The organism is Echinicola sediminis (assembly GCF_054777495.1).
Genome location: NZ_BAAHAP010000048.1, coordinates 23,812 through 44,134 on the forward strand (window position 1 = coordinate 23,812; position 20,323 = coordinate 44,134).

Consider the following 20,323-nt stretch of genomic DNA (forward strand, 5'->3'; position numbering starts at 1 on the left):
AAATAGGATTAAAGGATGAAAGGAAGAAGTTTGGTTTGTACTCATGATTTGCACGAAACCTACCATAAAATAAAGATTAATAAATAACAGGCTTGAGGCCATCATTCCATTGCAATGGAGCAATTCGAAAATCAGATTGATCTCCAGATGATCTGGTCATGTACCATTGTCCATCAAGGTCTTCAACAAGTTCTGCGGCATGCCAAGGATAAACACTTTTCACTAAATCTTTACTTTCCCAATGAAATGGGGACTTGCTGATAAAAAACTCTTGTGCCCCATGTGGCCAAGGCCTGGCCGACAGGGTCAGGTAAAAATAATCCCCCCTTTGAACAACAAAGGGAGATTCTACACCGGGACTTTCGGTATGTTCATCGAAACATATTTTGGGATCAGACCATTTTATAAGGTCCTTACTAGTACTGTAACCTACTACCCAATGTTTGTCATCTTTCATCATACTGTAGTACATAATCCATTGATCCTTGTATTTGAATACCATAGGATCCTTGTTTTTCATGTTATCTGTATGCTCATTTTTAAAGGCAAACAGGGGTTCTTTAAAAGGATGCTTCCAATTATATAAGTCTTCGGATACAGCATATCGGATTTGTCTTGGCACGCCAATGCTTGTGTAAAACATATGGTAGCGACCATCGCTTTCTATGATATGGGGCGCCCATATTTCTTGTCCTTTATACCGGAATGAATCATGTTTCTCCCAGCCTTCCTGAGTAAGTGAATCCGCAGTCAGATGTATAAACTCCCTATTATCATTGATAATACCGTAAAGGTGCCACTTCCCCTCATCCTGATGATAGATGACCGTATGGTCGTAAGCATAGGGTAGTTGATAAATGGTGCTAAGTTCTCCAAGTTCTAACTTTCCATAAAAGCTTTCTGTATCAACACTTTGCTCATGAGTTTTTTGTTGACAGGAAGCAATTAATAGAATTGATATAGATAGGATTGATTTTAATAATTTCATCTATTTTAATGTTACTTTTTGACTTGAATACGAAGGTTCTTTTTTTATTATTTCACCATTTTCTTTGAACTCCAGTGGATCTATTACCAAGAATGGTGTAGAATGATCGTTTTGCTGACCATGACAGGACAACCACAAACCTCCGTCTGGTCCTGTAAATATTTCGTTATGACCTACAGCATAAAAAGGATTTCCAGGATTTCCCTCATAAACAAATCCTTTCTCTTCGCATAGTTTTTTGCTCGTTGCTCCATAAATGGGATTATTAGAAGCCTTTTTCCACGGGCCATTAATATCATTTGCCGTAGCGTATCCAATTTCATAGCCTCGCGTCCAACTGGAATAAAACAGATAATAGGTATCATTACGCTTAATTACATATGCCCCTTCAATTCCCTCTGAATCCCATTCAAAATATTTCTTGATTTTCTTTTCGTTCCGGCCATGCCGATGTACGATAACAACATTCCCAACTGAATCTGTTTCATAATCCACTTTACCTGTTTTTATGGCTTCCACAGGTTCCGATAAAAATTCCCCAGCTTCCAAATCGATTTGGGCTGAACCCATCCAAAAAGAGCCGTCAGATTCCACGTTATGCCAAAAAGCGTATACTTTTCCATCATCGTCTTGGAAAAAAGTCATATCATTTCCTCTAGCTAAAGGCTTATCCTCTGTTACCACTTTATATGGTCCCTCGATTCGGTCAGCAACAGCAAACCCAATATGTTGCCAATCATACCCTACCAAATCATTTCTACAGTTGAGTATTGCATAGTACTTATTCTCAATTTTATGGATTTCAGGTGCCCAAAATCTGCGATAATACCACTTTGTCGAATCGGGTCTTTCAACGATATAGTTTACAAACTCCCAATCAATCAGGTTATTTGATTTATAAAGAGGAACCCCTGGGTTAAGGGTTCCGGAATTTTCAGCCCCTTCCCAATGTGGATAGGCGGTACCCGTTAAATACCAAGTATCTCCATCCCTCAAAACTTGACAGTCCCGAAGGTCATGTTCACTGATCCCAGACGATATAGGATTTTTGTAAAAAAAATACTTCTGCTCCTGAGCTGAAACATCCAGCACCGAGATATTCAACATAAAAAGGAATAAAACAACAAATCGTATTGGCATACAACAATAGTTTAATCAAATTCCAAATAAGACATTAGGAGTGGAGGGAAATATCCTTGATTTCCTCTCACTCCTAATTGAATCACTTAGTAGCCATCATTTTGATCCAGGGCGAAACCATTGGCCTGGTAAAGCTCAATTTCGGCCTGTGGAATAGGCAATAAATAGTCCCTTGGGGCAGTAAAGTCCCTTTCTACCATATTCTGCCAGTTACCAAACAACCTGGCATCATATCCATTTGGAATCAATTCTCCATTTACCCTTAGCGACCTCAAATCATCGTAAACACTTCTGTCTTGGTAAGTAACCACCCCGTCTTTGTCAATGTGAGGGATGGAGGATTCAGATGCATTAGCAATATCCAGTATTCTACCGATCAAGGGCTCCTGCCTTGCCTTTTCGGCTATTTTCCATCTTATGATATCATAATACCTGAATCCCTCATTGGCCAGCTCTACTCTTCTTTCCATTCTCAGGGTTTTTCTCATTTGCTCTTGCGAAGAAACCACCACCGGAGGATATCCCCCGTCACCCCAGGCCCTTTGCCTAAGGGTATTCAAGGCTTCTGCTGCTTCCTCAAGATTTCTATTGGCCTCAATTTCAGCTTCTGCTTTGATAAGATAAATTTCCCCCAATCGCATTAAAATAATATCATTATAGGCCAATGAAATATTATTTTGCATGTTTTCTTCATCCACATACTTTTTCCAGAGATATCCAGTTATGCCTGCTGGCCATTGTGCAGAACGGCAATCCTCATTTAAAACCCTGACCAATTTACCTTCTACCAACTGAAAAGTCTGTAAGCTGTCCCGATGAGATTCATAAATATATCCTCCCCACATATCTCCCGGCAATACGATGGTGGCCTTAAGCCTAGGATCCCTGTTCTCCCAAGGGGCAGTGGGGTCATAACTTGGGTCCTGATCGATAGGCAGGCCATTGGCTGTCGGATAAGCATCGATAAGGTTCTGTGTGGGAAGCGCCTGACTGAACAAACTCCCAAAACGGTACCCCATTTTTTGTGGCAAAGAATGTGATCTGCCCCACTCCTCATTAAACGGAACCCTCAACATAATTTCACTGGAATTTTCTCCATCCATGGTAAACAAATCTCCATAGGAACTATGAAGGGAAAGTCCTTGAACCTTGGCAGCTTCAATGGAGGCATCCGCCGCATCGGCAGCAATTTCAAACCTCTCCCCCAATAAGGCTATTCTTGCACTTAAGCCATGGACAACGGCAAGAGTAACTCGATCTTGTGCCCCCGTAATACTCCCATCAATCAAACCGGCAGCCTCCTTTAAATCTGCTAACAATATATCGATGACTTCATTCCTAGAGGTCCTTTCTATAAATCCGCCCGTTGTACTTGTGGGCAGAAAGTCTAAAAAAGGTACAGCACCGAAATATTGAATAAGTTCATGATAAAAATAGGCTCTCAGGGTCAAGGCTTGTGCACGAAAATCATTCATTTTTTCTTCACTTACCTTATCTGATGCTCGCTCCATGTTCTGAAGCATATTATTGCATCTACCAATCGCTCTATAATTGTCAAAGTATATGCCATCAAAACCACTGCTCGCATCATGGGCAGAATTGCTCAAGGCCCTGATGCCATATCTTTCATCCGTAATCCTAAATACACCATTATCCGTAAGTGTATTCTCCACATAGAAGTTCAAGGGCATTCCTTCCACACTTGAGGACCACAAGTTCCCATGAATGGCATTGATTGCCAATTGTAATTGATTCTCATCAGAGAAAAAAGTCACATCTGTTGGATTGGACAATGGTTTTATATCCAAGAACTTTTCCTCACAGCCACTTGCTACCAAAGCCATGGCCAAAGCAGTCATTATTATTTTGTTCTTCATTTTATCGAGGTTTTTGGGTTTAAAAGGAGACATTAATGCCTAAGGTGTAAGTCTTCACGATGGGGTAAATGCCACCTTCAGAGTCATTAGGAATCAGGGGATCGATACCGGGAGGCATTTTACTGAATGTCAACAGGTTTTGAGCCGAAGTAAATACCCTTATCGTCGATACATCCACCCCCTCTAACCATGCTTTCGGCAATGAATAACCCAAGGTGATATTCCGCAACCGTAGATAGGAAGCATCAAATACATATACCGAATTCACCCTACTGTTATTACTTGCCCCACTGTAAGGCTTGATTACAGGATAGTTGGCATTTTGGTTATCTTCTCTCCATGATTCTTCCAATTGGTACTCAAAAATATTCCCTGCATTATAAAGGGGTTGAATTAGGTTGCCCCAAAGCCTAACCTGCCTTTTGCCTACACCTTGCATAGCTAGACTTAGGTCAAAGCCTTTATAGTCCATATTGAAAGTGGTTCCAAAAGAAATACTGGGGAAACTATTTCCCAGGATAACCCTATCATCTAAATTAATCACGCCATCAGCTTCATCAGGAATCCCGTCCCCATTGGTATCTACCGTCAGCTGGTCCTTAAATTTGATATCACCAGGAGTTAGGTTTCCAAATTGGCCAGGGGAGTTATCAATTTCCTCCTGGCTATTGAAAAAACCAATGGCTTCATAACCGTATATGGAACTTACCGCTTTACCTATTTGGGTTATGGAACTACCGCCCTTAATAAATTCCACCCCATTCAGATCTGTTACCTCATTTTTAAGGGTAGATATATTTCCATTAATGCTATATTTAAAAGCCCTGGAATAATCCTTCCAACCCAAATTTAAGTCAACCCCCGTATTTCTAATACTATACACATTGGCTGTGGGAGCACCAAGTCCAGTTGTATACGGAATTCTCTGTGACCCTAATAAATCGTTGGTATTTCTCACATAATATTCAACAGAACCGTTAAGCTTGTTTTCAAAAGCGGAAAAATCAATACCAAGGTTGGTGCTTTCTCCTGTTTCCCAAGAGATCAAAGCGTTGGAAAGTGTTTGCTGTGCCGCGCCTTGCTGGATTTGTCCATTTGCATAATGACTGGAACCAATGGCTATCAAAGAAGCATACGGGAAGCTGTCCCCTATAGACTGATTGCCAAGTTGCCCCCACGAGCCCCTGATCTTCAATGAATTGATAAAGGATCCTTTTGGAAAAAAATCTTCGTTATGCAAATTCCATCCTGCGGAAAATGAAGGGAATACCCCCCATCTGTTGGATTTTGCAAACCTGGAGGAGCCATCACGTCTGATATTAAAGGTAAATAGGTACCTATCATCAAAATTATAATTGAACCTACCAAAATAAGATACCAGTCCGTTGTGGTCGGCATTGCCATAATTACTGTCATTTTCTGCATTTCCATTATCCAGGATATCAAAATCCTGAATGATATATTCGTATCTACTTGCACCAAAGTATTCTGAACGGAAGAAAATATACTCATACCCGGCCAATGCTTCAATCTGATGCTTTTGGAAATCTTTTTTATAGTTAACCGTACTGGTAAAATTGTCCGTAAAACTTCTAGAACTGCTTTGGGACATTTGAGCCTCGTTATTGGTTCCTGTGCTCAATATCAACGGATCAGTATCCCCAAATCTCTCATATACTCCAAATTGAGGACGAAAACTTTTTGAATAGCTCTCTGAAAACTCGGGGGAGTACATTGCTGAAATGCTCAATCCATTGAAAGGCATATAGACCGCCTTCATGATCCCTCTGAAGTAATTGTACTGCCCCGTGCTTGAGCCTGATAACCGCGCAAAAGCAACAGGGTTTCCTCCTGTGGAAGGATAGGCATATCTTCCATCACTAAAAACAGCTGGAAAAATCGCCGGTTGGCGATAGGTGTCCCTAAGATTTGCTCCTGAATTGGGAGAAGTATTTACTGACTGTCTTAGATTAAGGTCAAAACTCAAGTCCAACTTTTCATTAACCGTAAAATCAGAATTAAATCTACCCTGATACCTTTTGAAATTAAATCCTGGAATATTTCCATCCTGGTCCTGGTACGATATCGTCGCTTTTACACGTGCCTTATCCGACCCTCCGCTGATATCTACATTGTGGTATTGCATGGCTCCATTTTCTGAGAAATGTAGACCAACCCAATCTGTATCTGGATAAAGATCGGTGTTTCCCGGATTCGCTAAATACTGGTCTAAGGTCGCCTGATCTCCAATCGCCTTCAAATAATCTAGTGCACCTACACCTTTAGGTTGATTGGTTGGTTCTTGAATACCAATATATCCATTATAGCTTACCTTGACCCCTCCTGCTTTTCCTCTTTTGGTAGTAACTAAAATCACTCCATTGGAAGCCCTAGAGCCATAAATGGCTGCTGCACCAGCATCCTTTAAGACAGATATACTTTCAATATCATTGGCATCCAACCCATTTATATCCCCTTGAACACCATCAATCAACACCAATGGTGAGGAGCTGGCACTAAATGATCCCCGCCCACGAATGACCAAGCTTGCACCATCATTCCCTGGTTGGCCACTGCTTTGAATAGCGGTCAAGCCCGGGATTGCTCCTTGTAAAGCCTGCGATACCTGGAATGTCGGCTGCTTAACCAACTCCTTGGTATTTACCGTGGCAACGGATCCGGTAAGATCTGCTTTCTTTTTGGCGCTATAACCGACCACCACTACTTCTTCCAAAACCGAAGGTGACAAAGAAACCTCCAATGAGCTCTGGTTTTTTACCTGGACTTCTACCGATTCATAACCGATAAAAGAAATGACCAAATAGGGATTATTGATGTCCTCAGGTATCTCCAAATAAAACTGACCTTCCAGATCTGTCACTGCCCCTATTCCTGTACCTTTTATCAGTACACTCGCACCGGGTAACCCCTCTCCTGAGTCTTCTGCCAATACTTTTCCTGAAATTTTCCTTTCGGCATGATCAGAGTAGATACTGACCTTGCTCATGTCGCTACCGGAGAGTTCCCCTGTCAACGTGGCTGCACCAGCCTTGTCAAAATGAGCATGTGCTGCAGAACTTACTACCATTGCACCTAGCAATGTGCAGCAAATTTTTAATTTATTTTGTAAGTAAAGATTCATAACATTTCAATTTATTTTGGGTTATAAAAAACAACTATTTAGAGTACTATTTATATAAAACTATTTATTTACACCTCCTTTCAACCATAGTTACCCCATTACCTCCTCGCATGCAAAGGTTCCGTATTGGTAATAACTACTACTGATTTATCTTATTGAGATTTCAAACAATGAGGCCGGCACACTGTCATTGCTTGTTTTAAGCGCAATTTTAAGTTTTTTGGTCCGATGTCCTTCAGGAATCGAAAGTTCAGTTATCCCTTGATAATTATTTTGGACACTTGCGATCGACTTTCCCGAGCAGTCCATCACCGTTGCCTCCTGAATGATAAAAGGGACAATATCCTCAGGATGATCCATTAGCGATGATTCCATGGCGTGGTCGTAGTCGCAATCCCAGTAGAACCGTATGGAAGAAACCGTGACCTCATGATCCCATTCCAGCTCTAGGGAAGGGTCCTTATCATTCCAATCACTTACCCATCCATTGACCTTCTCATAGGGCCTTACAAAACCATTATTGATTTGGGAAACATCGAAAGCATGCAAGGCAGGGCTGATCGTCATGGCCAAATTTTGTCCCTCTGGTCTTCTCCCTGGGGTCCAAAACTCAAAAGCATCCACTCCTATATCCCTATCCGGCTGCTGCATACCATTATTGGAAACAGCTTTATTCGATTTTTGGAACACGGAGATTATTCCAGTAGCTCGCTTTTGGCTATTCAAAACAGCCACTTTATCATTACTTCTGAAAAGCAAGAAACCGTATTGGTCGGATGGGAAAGGTTCAGAGAAAGCAATGGATATCCGCTGTTGGCCCTTTTTGAGTCTTATCTCTTTTTGTTCTATCAGCCTGTCAGGGGTATAATTGTGCGCCTTAAGACTGGTCTGAAGTTCACAGCAGAGACTGGTTTCTTCCTCTGCATTGATCATTACCGAAAAGGTATAGCATTCTCCTTTTTTTAAGGGTAATAATTGGGCCGACGCATGTTCCAGTGACTGCCAATCTCCATCAAATGGGATTTCACTCAGCACCAAGGTGCTGGAAGCTTTCAGGGTACAGGAAGATGTCAAGTCCTTACTTTTATCTATTGCTATCCCAGGGATACTTTGCCCGTTAAAGTTCAATCTTTGCTGAAGGACTTTCAAGCTTCCATTTTCCAGAATTTGCTTCGGGAGCATCCCTTTTTCCATACATAATGCCGCTGCTTCCCCAACAGCTTGGGCCCCATGGGCACAGGTTCCCATAACACGGGTGGAGCCAAAAGCCACATGAGAGGCACTGATGATCCTTCCGGCAAGAAAGAGGTTATCTATATCCTTACTGATAAAACTCCGAAGAGGAAGCTGGTAGACACCTTTGGAGTGCCATTGATTACAGCCAGGCCTACTGGTATACAAACCATCTGCTGGATGAAGATCCAGAGACCATCCTCCAAAGGCTACGGCATCTTCAAACGTTCTTTGCTCCACCACATCCTGTTGTTTCATCATATAAAGCCCTTCAAACCTTCTGCTTTCCCTTTTTCCTGGAATTGTCCCAACCCATTCCAGTGTGAGGTTTTCGGTATCTTCAAAGTTCCCGCTGTTTTTAATGTAATCCCAAACACCGTAAACTACTTTCCATAGTTCCCATTTAATCTCCTCGGTATCGTGAATGGTGTCTTTCCTTCCCCCATATTCGATCCACCATAGACGACAACCATAATCTTTTTCATTCAAAATCTTATACCTGGGAATTTCTTCTATATTTTTCAAGGCATAAGCCGGCGGAACATATTTGACCGGTTTTTCAGCCCTTTTACTGTAGAAATACAGGGAATGGCCCAACAGCTCTCCATAGGATTCATCGGGGGCAAATTTCTCCCCGAATTCTTCCATTTTCTCTGCCCCCATCCTAAAAGCTGCACCGGAAAGAAAAGCTACTACACCATCTCCCGATGCATCACAGAAATAGTGGGATTTCAATCTATATTCAGTGGAGTTCTGACTGCAGAAAGCCTTCACAAAGTCAATTTCCCTCTCTGATTTCTTGATTACTTCATGGACACTGGTATTTAACAAGAGTTGGATGTTTTTCTCATTGGTCACTTTCTCCAACAAGACAGTATCCAAAATCAAGGGATTCCCTTCTTTGTTACGGTAAAGGTTTTCCAAAAGGATTTCATTGATCACCCCACCTTCTCTTGACCAACGGTTATTATTGCCCATATGGGAAGTGGCTCCTAATATCCAAAGCCTGACTTCACTGGAAGCATTCCCCCCCAAAACAGGCCTATCCTGGACCAGAATCACTTTGACACCTGCCCTTGCAGCTGTAATGGCTGCACAAACACCAGACATCCCTCCTCCTATCACTACCAGATCAGCCTCCAAATCCTTTGTTTGTGGCTTTCTTGTATTCGCTTGATACCCTTGTAAAATCATTTATCAATTATTAACTAAACTTTTATTTTCTTTATACTCGACTTTGTTTGCCTTATACCATAAAAAACTCCCAATCACTACAATGGCCATCCCGGCAGAAATCACCACCGCATTGGCATAATCTGCGATTGCTCCGAGTAGGGAGATGAGTGTACCTATGGCGATGATTCCCATTCCAATGATCCGGATCCCACGGGTATTACTGGAGCTACTGCTTTTTTCCTCTTTGGAGCCGGAAGAAAAACGGCTGAATTCCTTTGCCACATGTCCCTTTTTGTACAGCCAGTATTCAAAAACCAGTAGCATAACTGCCGGAAAAAGAGTACCCAACAACATTTCCTGCGACCTCGTCAGACTCACTCCTAACCAAACAGGAGCAAGTAAATTAAAGAACAGATTGACAGATAAACTCACCAAAGTGGTGGACAAAATCGTTTTGCCCGTTTGGCGCTTTGAAAAAAGTGACCAAATTACCGGCAAATACATACTACCTCCCGTAATAGCTGCCACGCTAAAAATAACCTCTACGATTCCTCCCATATAGGGAACCAAGAGTGCCACCATTATGGTCAGAAAACCAAAACCCAAAGTGGCCAACCTTCCTACTTTGACCATGTTTTTGTCCGAACTGTTAGGTTTTAGGACTTTGTAGATATCATTGGTAAAAACCCCTGCAGCGATGTTCAGAGTAGTATTGACCGAGCTTGATGTTGCAAAAATCATCCCCCCCAATATTAAGCCCAATATCCCGGCAGGCAAGACTTCCTTGGAAACCATCAAATAGGCATCTTCCATGGCCAGGCCCGTCAAAGTGGGATTCATTACCCTGTAGATCATCGGAGGGAGCATCCATACCAAGGGGGCTACCAAGTACAAGGCGCCAAAAGCATAGCCCACTTTTTTGGCATCATTTCCTGACCTTACACTTGTATAACGTTGGACGTAAGCCCAATTTCCACCGATAAAAACAAAATTATAAATGGCAAAGGCCAGCATAAATTCAGGAGAAAACTCTTGACTGGTCCAGTTGAAAAAAGCTGCTGGAGCTTTGGTAATAAAGGCATCCATACCGCCTACCTTTGACAAGGTCAATGGCAAGACAATAACTACGGCTGCTGTGAGGACGATAAACTGCAACACATCAGTAACCAAAACAGCCCATAAACCACCCACTGCAGTATACAAAGCAATAAATATCCCCAATAAAACTATACAATAATGAAGTGGAAAGTCAGTAGATACCTCTATAATTTTGGCAACAGGGTATAAGAATCCACCCGTTGTGAAAATGGAAATAAGGAAAAACAAATAAGTGTATGTTTTTTGTGCCGATGTGCCCAAGCGCAGCGAAATGAATTCGGCGGCAGTCACCACGTTCTTTTTCCTCCATTCCTTTGCCAAAAACATTCCTATAAACAATCCTGCCAGACACATCATCCATTGAATAACCACAGAAACAAAGCCCTGACTATAGGCAATAGATCCCCAGACCACGAAAGTACCTGCAGAAAAAAAACTCATGAACAGCGACAAGCCGTTTATTTCCCAAGGAACTGCCCCTCCTGCAGCAAAGAATGATTTAATGTCCTTTCCGCTTCTGGAAAAAGACATTCCGGTGATAAATACTATCACCGAAAATAGTAATATGGACCACAGGTCTAGATTGTTCATAGATTATCTTGAGCTTTGAGTGTAGCTTAAATTTCGCAATACAATTGATCAGTTACCAATCAAATAATAGAAAAGTGTGCGGAAACGCTACCGGAAACGTTCCCTTTTTACGGGAACGTTTCCGGTAAAATTATATATTTATATTTGGTCAGACTTCAAACAGGACATGATGAAAAACATTACCATTAAGGACATTGCAAAAGAATTAGGATTGGCTATCTCCACTGTCTCAAGAGCATTCAATAACAAGGGAGACATCAAAGAGGAAACCAAGACAATGATCCTGGAAAAAGCGGAAGCGATGGGATATCGCCCCAATCCTGTGGCTAAAAGGCTAATTTCACGCAAAACGTTTACCATTGGAGCGGTGATTCCAGAATTCATGAACAGTTTTTTTCCCGAAGTCTTAATGGGGATCCAAGACATATTATCCAGCAACGGGTACCAACTTGTCATCACCCAATCCAATGAAAACCCTACCATGGAAAAGGATAACCTAAATTACCTGTACAGCAATATGGTAGATGGTTTAATTGTCTCCATTACAGACAATTCGAATTTTGCCCATTACAAGAATCTATCTGAGAAAGGACTCCCTATAGTGTTTTTTAACAGGGTATTTGATATCCCCAATACCAGTTGTGTGAAGTTTGATGATTTCAAATGGTCCTTCTTTGCTACCGAACACCTCATTTTACAGGGGTACAAAAAGATATATCACTTGAGTGGGAGAAAGGAACACCAGAAGTTGGAATTATTTACTGAAAGAATAAAAGGATTCAAAAAAGCCTTGGAAAAGCATAATCTACACTTTAGTGAAGACCATGTAATCAGTACAGGGTTATTTCACTATGAATCAGAGCAAGTCGTCCAACAACTTATCGAAGACAAAAATTTACCCGATGCTTTCTTTTGCGTCAATGACAGTACCGCCATCGGTGCTATGAAAACCTTGAAGAAAAACGGGTACAAAATCCCTGAAGATATTGGGATTATGGGCTTCACAGAAACACCCATAGTGGAAATGGTGGACCCTTCCCTAAGCAGCGTCAAACAACCCACCTATGATATGGGAGTTCAGGTTGCCAATTTATTAATAGCCCAATTGAAGGACGAAAAAAACTTCCGTCCTCAAACCATTGTATTACAAGGCAAACTCAACATCAGAGAATCATCACAACTAAAGAATCAGGGAAATTGAACGAATCAGTTTTGTTTAAAACTATAGAAGCCCGGAAATGGACAAAGCATAAGCGGGGTAATCCATTTATTTCATCCATCTCCGGGTTCTCCGTCAGTTTTATTTTTAAGCTCTTTTACTCCTACTCCTTCGGATCACCATACAGCATCAGCCCAAATCCCAGAAAGAGGATATCTTTTAAAATAAAAAAGTCTGTAATCAGCACTCCATCCACCTGCCTCCAAACATTAGGGGTGGTTATCAGGAAACTTAAGGTGGTTATAAAGGTCAGCATCACCAAAACAGCAGCCACTTTGGCTATACTTTTTTGATAATATCCTAGCCCGATCAAAATGGCGGTCACTATTTCAACCACACCAATAAAATTAGATACCTGCTGATCCGACAAGACAAAATAAAGCCACTGGGTAAGCGGATGATTAATCATCAAGGGTTTTATCGCCGCAGCTTCCGTAGGAGTAAACTTAAACACTCCAATCCATAATAAGGACAAGATCACTCCAAAGGAGGACACATAAACCCCATACCGGTAAATTCTTTTTTCGAAACTCATACTCTTTCTTTTGTTTAAACTTTAATCTCAACTCATCTCCTGTATTTCATATCTTCAAATGTAGGTCTCAATGAAGGGACAAAATGTATAGGAGTTTACAGTTTGGATAAATTTGTCACCAATGAGCTAAAGGGATCAAAAAATAGTAAATAAGGAGCATGAGCGGATCCCTACGATACAGGGCAGGTATTGAGGCTTTGTTCCTTTCACCGGTTTCCAGGTCCCTGTTTTTATATTTCAACAGGCCATGATATATTTACCTAATCAATTCCTCCAAAACAGCAACCACCGCCCCCCATCAAAGTGACTTAATACAAATTACAGTGGAAAATAAAGTTGACTTACGCTTTTGGTATTTACGCGACCATAAATTCTTCAGGGAAATCAGTAACAAAGATTTAAAGAGCTTATGTGTAATTTCCGGATTTAAAAAAGGGAAGAAGGGTGATCTGGTATTTTTTGGTTCTGAGGAGCAGTCCATGATATTTTTTTTAAAGAAAGGCGTCATAAAAATTGTCAGCATCGGTAAAGATGGAGAGGAAATAGTTCAGGAAGTTGTCCGGAAAGGCGATATCTTTGGTCAATTCCCTGATGCTTCCGATGATACCAAGGAACGAAACGAATACGGAATCGTCCTTACCAATAACGTGGTCCTATGCAGCTTTACGGTAAAGGATTTCGAAGCTTTGATGATGAAAAAGCCAGAACTGGCCTTGAAATACACAAAATTCATCGGTTTGAAATTTAAAAGAATTTCAAACAATTATACCAACCTGTTTTTGAAGTCTGCAGAGCATCGTTTGATTCAATTCCTGATCGAGTGGGCCAACTCAGAAGGAATAGCGTTCCAGAGTGAAATCCATTTAGAAAATTATTTGACCCAAGCAGACCTGGCCCAGATCATTTGCAGTACCAGGCAAACGGTCATTTCCTTGATCAAAAAGTTGGAGACACAACAACTAATTCACTATTCCAGAAAAACCATTATTCTACTCGATGTAGAAAAATTAAAGGATTTTTTGAGCTAATGTAAACTAACTTACAATTCATTTAGCCGGTCAAAACTATTTTTGGGTATCATCAAAATTCACCCAACATGATACCATTATCATCAAAGCTAATTTTCTTGTTCTCTTTCTTTTTTATGCTTCAATAGCCCAATCCTCCAACCACCAAAACCTCGAAAAAGGAATAGGCGTGCACGGTTATGACCTTGTCAGTTATTTTGAGGAAGGACAAGCAAAAGAAGGGGAACCGTCAATTTCGGCCCCATACCAAGGAGCCACCTACTATTTCTCCTCAAACAAAAACAAATTACTCTTTCTTAAATCACCGGCGAAATACTTACCTCAATACGGGGGATACTGTGCATTCGCTATGGGGGACTATGGGGAAAAAGTGGATATCAACCCCAAAACCTTTAAAGTCCAGGGGGGTAAGTTATATCTCTTTTATAATGCCTACTTAAACAACACCTTGACCTCATGGAATAAAAAGGAGGATTTCCTGAAAAAGAATGCCGACAAAAACTGGAAGAAAATAATTTCAAGAAAATGAATGTATCAAAAAAAAGTATGTTGATTGCAGTAAATATAGCTGTAGCCATCATCTACTTACAGACCTTGTTTTATAAATTCACAGCCCACCCCGATTCCGTTTATATCTTTTCTCAGTTAGGTTCAGAACCCTATGGCAGGTATGTCATTGGACTGTTGGAGCTTATCTGCTCCATCATGCTCTTAATTCCCGCAAGCTCGCTGATCGGAAACGTCCTGAGCCTATTTATCATTGCTGGAGCAATTTTAAGCCACTTAGGACCTTTGGGCATCGTGGTACTCCATGATGGAGGAAAGCTTTTTGAGATGGCTGTTGCGATATTTTGTCTTAACATTTTAGCCCTCTTTCTCCACCCTGCCACCTTTTTCTGGAAAAAAAAGCTGTTCCCATGAAGCTGACTAAGTTAATAATTCTGATATTTTGGCTTGTTATTTCGGCAGCAAGCTGTTTACGATAACAATTATGCTAAAAAATCGCTTATTGATGAAGTAGGAAGATCAAGAAATGCTACCATTTGCCAATAATTAAAAAAACTAAATGAATAAAACAGCCATCATTCAAAATTTAGAATCCCTAATTGAACTTATCGAACAACTGTCCGATGATGAATACAAAACCCGATTAGCCATTTTGGACGAAAACAGTATCGGTGAACACGTAAGGCATGTAATCGAATCATTTGAATTACTGCTGAAATCCTACCCTTCGGGCCGACTAAATTATGAAGCAAAAGAGAGGAACCTTAAAACCCAAACCGAAAGGGAATTTGCCGTTTCTCTCCTAAAATCCATTAAAAGCAATACCCAATTACCCGATAAACCGCTTGAGCTGAAAAGTGCTGCAGAGCTGTCTTCACAGCCTTTGACCTCGAGTTTTTACAGAGAACTGGAATACAATTTTGACCATAGTATTCACCACCAGGCCCTGATAAAAATAGGCTTAAAGGAACTGGACAAAAGCCATTTGGTAGACAAAAGTTTCGGACTGTCCCCCTCAACCATAAAATACAAGTTCAATGTGCACTGTTAGTTATGTACCGCTTAAGGATGGGGTAGTGCTCACATCAAACCGGGATGAAAGCAGTAAAAGAAAACCTTCCTTCCCTCCTGAAACCTATAAAATAGGAAACAAGTCGCTTACCTACCCAAAAGACCCCGCAAGCAACGGAACCTGGTTTGTGGTAGCGGGAAGCCAACTAATGGTCGTACTTTTAAATGGTGCCAAAGAAAAACATATCCCCTCTCCTCCGTATCAATTGAGCCGAGGCAAGATTCTCCTTATGATTGCCTCAGCAACCTGTCCCCTGAATGCTTGGGAAGAAATAAATCTTGAACAAATAGAGCCATTTACCATAATTATGTATTATGATAAAGCTCTTTATCAATTGATTTGGGATGGAGCAAAGAAAGTAAATACTCCATTAAATGAAAAAGAGTGCCATATTTGGTCGAGTTCAACATTATATCCTGCCGCGGTAAGGGAGTCCCGTGAGTCATGGTTCAAAGATTTTATATCAACCGTTCATGTCGACAGTGAGCGCATTCTCGACTTTCATCGAAATACCAAAAGGGATGATAAAGAAAATGGCCTGGTGATCAACCGGGGAAATAAGATGCTTACAAAGTCCATTACGCAGGGAATTATCAAAAATGATGAAGTTAGCCTAAAACACCTTGACCTCATACAAAATACGCTTTCACTTCACCATGAGAGACTACATCAGGATATTTGTTTATAAACTATTTCACTGGGAATTTTGGCCGATGTGGGCGATTTATGCTCCCTTAATTCCTCTATGGTTTTACTATTTCATCAAAACACTTAACCCAACTTTGTATAAATACATCAATCCAGGGATAAGGAACGGAGGCTTATTTAACGTAAGCAAAGCGGCTATTTATGCCAAGCTCCCCCCTGGTTCCTATCCAGCAACAAGGAGGATGAAAAATGGCAAGCTGCTACAAGTGGACGGCTCTGCATCATCATCGAGTGACTTGCCTTATCCCATAATAGTGAAACCAGATGACGGTTGCAGAGGAAAAGGGGTGAAAAAAATTTACGATAAGGCATCATTGGACACATACAAAGAGCTCCACCCAGAACCCTTCCTGATCCAGGATTTTATTGACTTCAACAAAGAAGTGGCTATTTTTTACAGCAGACATCCCATGGAGCAATATGGAAAGATATCGGGTATTACCACAAAGGAGTTTTTGACGGTGGTGGGAAATGGGACCAGCTCATTGAAAGAGCTTCTGTACGCTAAGCCCAGATATGCCATGCATATCAAGCGGCTGGCAAAGAAAATGGATCTCAATCAGGTTATAGCTAAAGGCGAATCGATTGTCTTAGAAGAAATTGGCAATCATAACAAGGGTACAAAATTCTTGGACGGTTCCCATCTTAACTCCAGGGACTTAGAAAAAATCATCCATAAAATTGCCTCCTCCATCCCAGGATTTTATTATGGAAGATTTGATTTAAAATACGTATCCCCCTTACGAACTGCGTATTTTAAGATAAAACCCAAGTCCCCATTTTTGTAAAAAAGATAGGATATGGACAATTTGACCGAAACCATGACCTCCTTGGTTTGCGAGTTCGAACAGAGTGGCATGACGCAGAAGGCCTTCAGTGCCTCCAAAGGGATGGGATTTCATAAATTCAATTATTGGTACCGCAAGCTGAAGAAAGAGGCAGTCTCCAAAGAATCCGCTGCTAGGTTTATCGAAGTGGACACATCCGGTGCCCACCGGGGAGTGTCCGCACTTGAGGTGAGCTATCCCAACGGGGTGCGGGTATCGGTTCCCTCAGGGGACCTTTCGGTGGTGTCCTCGCTGATCAAGCTGTACTGATGTTCAGCCTGGGTTCGGGCAACCGTTTTTACCTTTACGGCAGTCCGGTGGATATGCGCAAGAGCTTCGACGGCCTGCACGGTCTGGTCAGCTCCCATACCGGCAGGGATCCCCTCTCGGGAGATGTCTTTGTCTTCCTCAACAAGTCCAGGACACTGATCAAACTGCTGCACTGGGAGCACGGCGGTTTTGTGCTTTACTACAAAAGGCTGGAAAAAGGGACCTTTGTGCCCCCCTCACCCTGGAAAGGGAGAACCGTCAGCTGGCCGGAACTGGTACTGATGGTAGAGGGCATCAAAGTGGAAAGGTCAAGACAGTCGCCCCGCTATGTGCACGGAAGGTAAAAAAAAATACCTGACCGTGGTTCAGTTTTTTTTAGGGGCAACCGCCCCTGTGTCCATTAATGGGGTGTTTTGGTTCCCGTCTATTCAAAATACTCTCCGGAAACTGTTTTTTCCACCGGGCCTGTGGAAAAATAATCCATGGAAGACCGCCAGTGATGTATTATTTTCGGGGCATGTCAAAACCGCTCGACCAGTTGACCAAAGCAGAACTGATATCCCTTTTGGAGAAAAGGGAACAGGAATCGGTACGCCGACTGGAGGAAAAAGAGCAGGAGATCGATCGTCTCCGTGGGATTGTCGACCGTTTTGCCCGCCTGGCCTTTGCCCAGAAGCGGGAACGCTTTGAGGCCAACAGGGACCAGCTTCCCCTTCCCTTTGAAGCGGATCCCGTAAAGGAGGAGCAACAAGGGGAGGAACTGGGCAAAAAGATCGAGTACATCAGAAAGAAACAACCCAGGGAGAGCCATCCCGGAAGACACCCGCTTCCCGGCCACCTTCCCGTGGAAGAAGTCGAGATCCACCCCGAAGGCGACCTTTCGGAGATGGAATGTATTGGCTCGGAGGTGACCGAGGAGCTGGACTATGTCCCTGCAAAACTTGTTGTCAGAAGATACATACGCTACAAGTACGTGCCGAAGCAAAAAAACGACAGCACGAAGGTAGAGATAGGGCCCCTTCCCTCGAGGTTCATCGAAAAGGGGATTGCGGGGACAGGCCTTCTGGCCAGCATCCTGACCGACAAATATGTGGACCACCTGCCGCTTTACCGGCAGCTGCAGCGCTTCAAAAGGGAAAAGATCCCGATAGCGGCCTCCACCATGGACGGCTGGGTCCGTCAGAGCCTTGACCGGCTGGAAATCCTGTACGATTGCCTGCTGGAGGATACCCGTTCCAAGGGCTACCTCCAGGTGGACGAATCGACCATAAAGGTATTGGACGGCGAAAAAAAGCAGGCCGCCCACCTGGGATACTATTGGGTGTACCATAACCCGATGGACGGTACGGTATTGTTCGATTACCAGAAGGGCCGCGGGGGCAAGGCCCCGGAAAGGATGCTGAAGGACTTCAGGGGGTACCTGCAGACCGACGGCTACAGGGTGTATGAAAGCTACGGAAGCCGGAAGGAGGTCACCCACCTTGCCTGCTGGGCCCATGCCAGAAGGGAATTCTTCGAGGCCAAGAACAATGATGCCAAAAGGGCCGAGACGGCACTGCTGTTCATCCAGAAACTCTATGGGGTGGAAGCCCATTGCCGCGAAAAGGGGCTGGATGCGGACCAGAGAAAGGCCTACCGCCTTGACCACGCCCTGCCGGTGCTCAACGGCTTCGCCGAATGGCTCAAGGCCGAGCTGCCCAATGTGCTCCCGAAAAGTGCCATGGGAAAGGCCATGCTCTATTCCATGAACCGATGGGCAGAACTGTGCAACTACCTGCTGGACGGCAACCTGGAGATGGACAACAACCTGATCGAAAACACCATCAGGCCACTGGCACTGGGAAGGAAAAACTACTTGTTCGCCGGCTCACATAAAGGTGCCGAAAGGGCGGCCATAGCCTACTCCTTCTTTGCCATGTGCAAGAAAGAGGACATCAATCCCTATGAGTGGCTCAAATATGTCATGGACAACATCATGGACACCAACCACAGGGATATCAGAAAACTCTACCCACGAAACTACAAAAAGCAAATCCTCAAATTATAAAGACGGGATTGGTAGGGGGGATACGGAAGATAAGTCCGTAAAGTACCCGAATGTATGTTCCGAGTTCAGACGAAGGAATAAGCGCATTGCCCAATACCGTATAAATAAATACTTGCCAATGAGGCCTTCTAAGGAGTTTGTTCATAAAGAAAAGTTGGATTGGCTCTGACAAGGCCTGTTAAACGTAGCTTTTTTTCTTTTTTGAAATTATGAAATCAATTTGTTCCTTGTCATTAAATAGTTTGTCAGGCAGATAAATACTAAGCCCATTTACAGGTTTTAGAAGCAGCCCATTTTTTGTTTTTATTATATTTTTTAATCCATTCCAGTTAAGTTCTCCTGTGGGAAATGGTCCATTATGTTTAATTCTGGTTTCACTGAATTCTATCTTTAACAGTTGTCCTGTAATTTGACCGTCTAAGCGGTCTTTCAACCATTTCCTTTTCTCACGATAGAATTTCCAAAATTCATAAATTCCAACTCCACTGAAAATGAAGCCTTCAGCTAGACAGGTTTTTGTCCACGAATTGCACGAATTTTCACAAATTGCTTTTAAAAAGTGGAGCCGTCCACGGTTGGCAGTGGACAGTCGACAGTGGACTCGTATTTGAAAGTTACAAAGCTGGGATAGAAAATTTTTGTCCACGAATCCACCTCGGCGGACAAGTTTACACGGATTAGCACGAATTACTTTTGAAAAGGGAAGCCTTCATATTCACCGTTGACAGTTGACGGTCGACAGTGGACTAGTATTTGTTATGCTACTTAAGTTTCATTTTAGCTGATTAATTCTTTCAATTGCAAATTCTCTGACTTTCTGATCTTTTTCTTTTTTTGCTATTTCTCTGAGACTTCGTTCAAAAGT

The 20,323-nt window shown here is 42.4% G+C and carries 18 protein-coding genes; 10 read left to right on the top strand and 8 right to left on the bottom strand.

Features of this window, described 5'->3' with window-relative positions; genetic code table 11:
- Positions 1 to 76 precede the first annotated feature (76 nt).
- The 6 genes from ACYVAA_RS13305 to ACYVAA_RS13330 all read right to left on the bottom strand — a co-directional run bounded on the left by ACYVAA_RS13305 (position 77) and on the right by ACYVAA_RS13330 (position 11,245).
- Positions 77 to 988, bottom strand: a complete 912-nt coding sequence (locus ACYVAA_RS13305) for a family 43 glycosylhydrolase (RefSeq protein WP_460542463.1) — start codon at positions 986 to 988, stop codon at positions 77 to 79.
- Entirely contained in the window at positions 989 to 2,128 is a 1,140-nt protein-coding gene (locus ACYVAA_RS13310) for a glycoside hydrolase family 43 protein (protein WP_460542465.1), read from the bottom strand.
- 86 nt (positions 2,129 to 2,214) lie between these two features.
- The gene (locus tag ACYVAA_RS13315; RefSeq protein WP_460542467.1) at positions 2,215 to 4,005 is read right to left on the bottom strand and encodes a RagB/SusD family nutrient uptake outer membrane protein; all 1,791 of its coding nucleotides are present in this window, start codon (positions 4,003 to 4,005) and stop codon (positions 2,215 to 2,217) included.
- A 19-nt stretch (positions 4,006 to 4,024) separates the two neighbouring features.
- Positions 4,025 to 7,147 carry a SusC/RagA family TonB-linked outer membrane protein gene (locus ACYVAA_RS13320; protein WP_460542469.1) on the bottom strand — a complete coding sequence of 1,041 codons (3,123 nt, stop codon included), beginning with the start codon at positions 7,145 to 7,147 and terminating at the stop codon, positions 4,025 to 4,027.
- A 147-nt stretch (positions 7,148 to 7,294) separates the two neighbouring features.
- Positions 7,295 to 9,574 carry an FAD-dependent oxidoreductase gene (locus tag ACYVAA_RS13325; protein WP_460542471.1) on the bottom strand — a complete coding sequence of 760 codons (2,280 nt, stop codon included), beginning with the start codon at positions 9,572 to 9,574 and terminating at the stop codon, positions 7,295 to 7,297.
- A 3-nt stretch (positions 9,575 to 9,577) separates the two neighbouring features.
- Entirely contained in the window at positions 9,578 to 11,245 is a 1,668-nt protein-coding gene (locus ACYVAA_RS13330) for a sodium:solute symporter family protein (protein WP_460542473.1), read from the bottom strand.
- A 166-nt stretch (positions 11,246 to 11,411) separates the two neighbouring features.
- Between ACYVAA_RS13330 and ACYVAA_RS13335 the strand changes: the two genes are divergently transcribed.
- Complete coding sequence (locus ACYVAA_RS13335) at positions 11,412 to 12,446, top strand: LacI family DNA-binding transcriptional regulator (protein WP_460542475.1); 1,035 nt, start codon at positions 11,412 to 11,414, stop codon at positions 12,444 to 12,446.
- Between the two features lie 121 nt (positions 12,447 to 12,567).
- On the opposite strand, the gene ACYVAA_RS13340 is transcribed toward ACYVAA_RS13335, so the two are convergent.
- A complete protein-coding gene (locus tag ACYVAA_RS13340; protein ID WP_460542477.1) occupies positions 12,568 to 12,999 on the bottom strand; it encodes a DUF417 family protein in 432 nt (143 codons plus the stop codon).
- Between the two features lie 323 nt (positions 13,000 to 13,322).
- Between ACYVAA_RS13340 and ACYVAA_RS13345 the strand changes: the two genes are divergently transcribed.
- From ACYVAA_RS13345 to tnpC, 9 genes are all read left to right on the top strand, one after another.
- On the top strand, positions 13,323 to 14,027 hold the full coding sequence (locus ACYVAA_RS13345) for a Crp/Fnr family transcriptional regulator (protein WP_460542479.1): 705 nt from the start codon (positions 13,323 to 13,325) through the stop codon (positions 14,025 to 14,027).
- A 169-nt stretch (positions 14,028 to 14,196) separates the two neighbouring features.
- A complete protein-coding gene (locus ACYVAA_RS13350) occupies positions 14,197 to 14,556 on the top strand; it encodes a YHS domain-containing (seleno)protein (protein WP_460542481.1) in 360 nt (119 codons plus the stop codon).
- Positions 14,553 to 14,948 (top strand): DoxX family protein, encoded by a 396-nt coding sequence (locus tag ACYVAA_RS13355; protein ID WP_460542483.1) that lies wholly within the window; start codon positions 14,553 to 14,555, stop codon positions 14,946 to 14,948. The genes ACYVAA_RS13350 and ACYVAA_RS13355 overlap by 4 nt, the downstream gene beginning before the upstream one ends.
- Before the next feature lie 145 nt (positions 14,949 to 15,093).
- A complete protein-coding gene (locus tag ACYVAA_RS13360; protein WP_460542485.1) occupies positions 15,094 to 15,585 on the top strand; it encodes a DinB family protein in 492 nt (163 codons plus the stop codon).
- Positions 15,572 to 16,294 (top strand): NRDE family protein, encoded by a 723-nt coding sequence (locus ACYVAA_RS13365; protein WP_460542487.1) that lies wholly within the window; start codon positions 15,572 to 15,574, stop codon positions 16,292 to 16,294. The genes ACYVAA_RS13360 and ACYVAA_RS13365 overlap by 14 nt, the downstream gene beginning before the upstream one ends.
- A complete protein-coding gene (locus ACYVAA_RS13370; RefSeq protein ID WP_460542489.1) occupies positions 16,263 to 17,102 on the top strand; it encodes a hypothetical protein in 840 nt (279 codons plus the stop codon). The genes ACYVAA_RS13365 and ACYVAA_RS13370 overlap by 32 nt, the downstream gene beginning before the upstream one ends.
- A 12-nt stretch (positions 17,103 to 17,114) precedes the next feature.
- Entirely contained in the window at positions 17,115 to 17,411 is a 297-nt protein-coding gene (gene tnpA, locus ACYVAA_RS13375; RefSeq protein ID WP_460542491.1) for an IS66 family insertion sequence element accessory protein TnpA, read from the top strand.
- A complete protein-coding gene (gene tnpB / locus ACYVAA_RS13380; RefSeq protein WP_460542493.1) occupies positions 17,411 to 17,755 on the top strand; it encodes an IS66 family insertion sequence element accessory protein TnpB in 345 nt (114 codons plus the stop codon). Before tnpA ends, tnpB begins: the two co-directional genes overlap by 1 nt.
- Positions 17,756 to 17,928: 173 nt before the next feature.
- A complete protein-coding gene (gene tnpC, locus ACYVAA_RS13385; RefSeq protein ID WP_460542495.1) occupies positions 17,929 to 19,458 on the top strand; it encodes an IS66 family transposase in 1,530 nt (509 codons plus the stop codon).
- Between the two features lie 178 nt (positions 19,459 to 19,636).
- Here tnpC and ACYVAA_RS13390 read toward each other — a convergent pair whose 3' ends face one another.
- A complete protein-coding gene (locus ACYVAA_RS13390) occupies positions 19,637 to 19,891 on the bottom strand; it encodes a YcxB family protein (protein ID WP_460542497.1) in 255 nt (84 codons plus the stop codon).
- Positions 19,892 to 20,323: the final 432 nt, after the last annotated feature.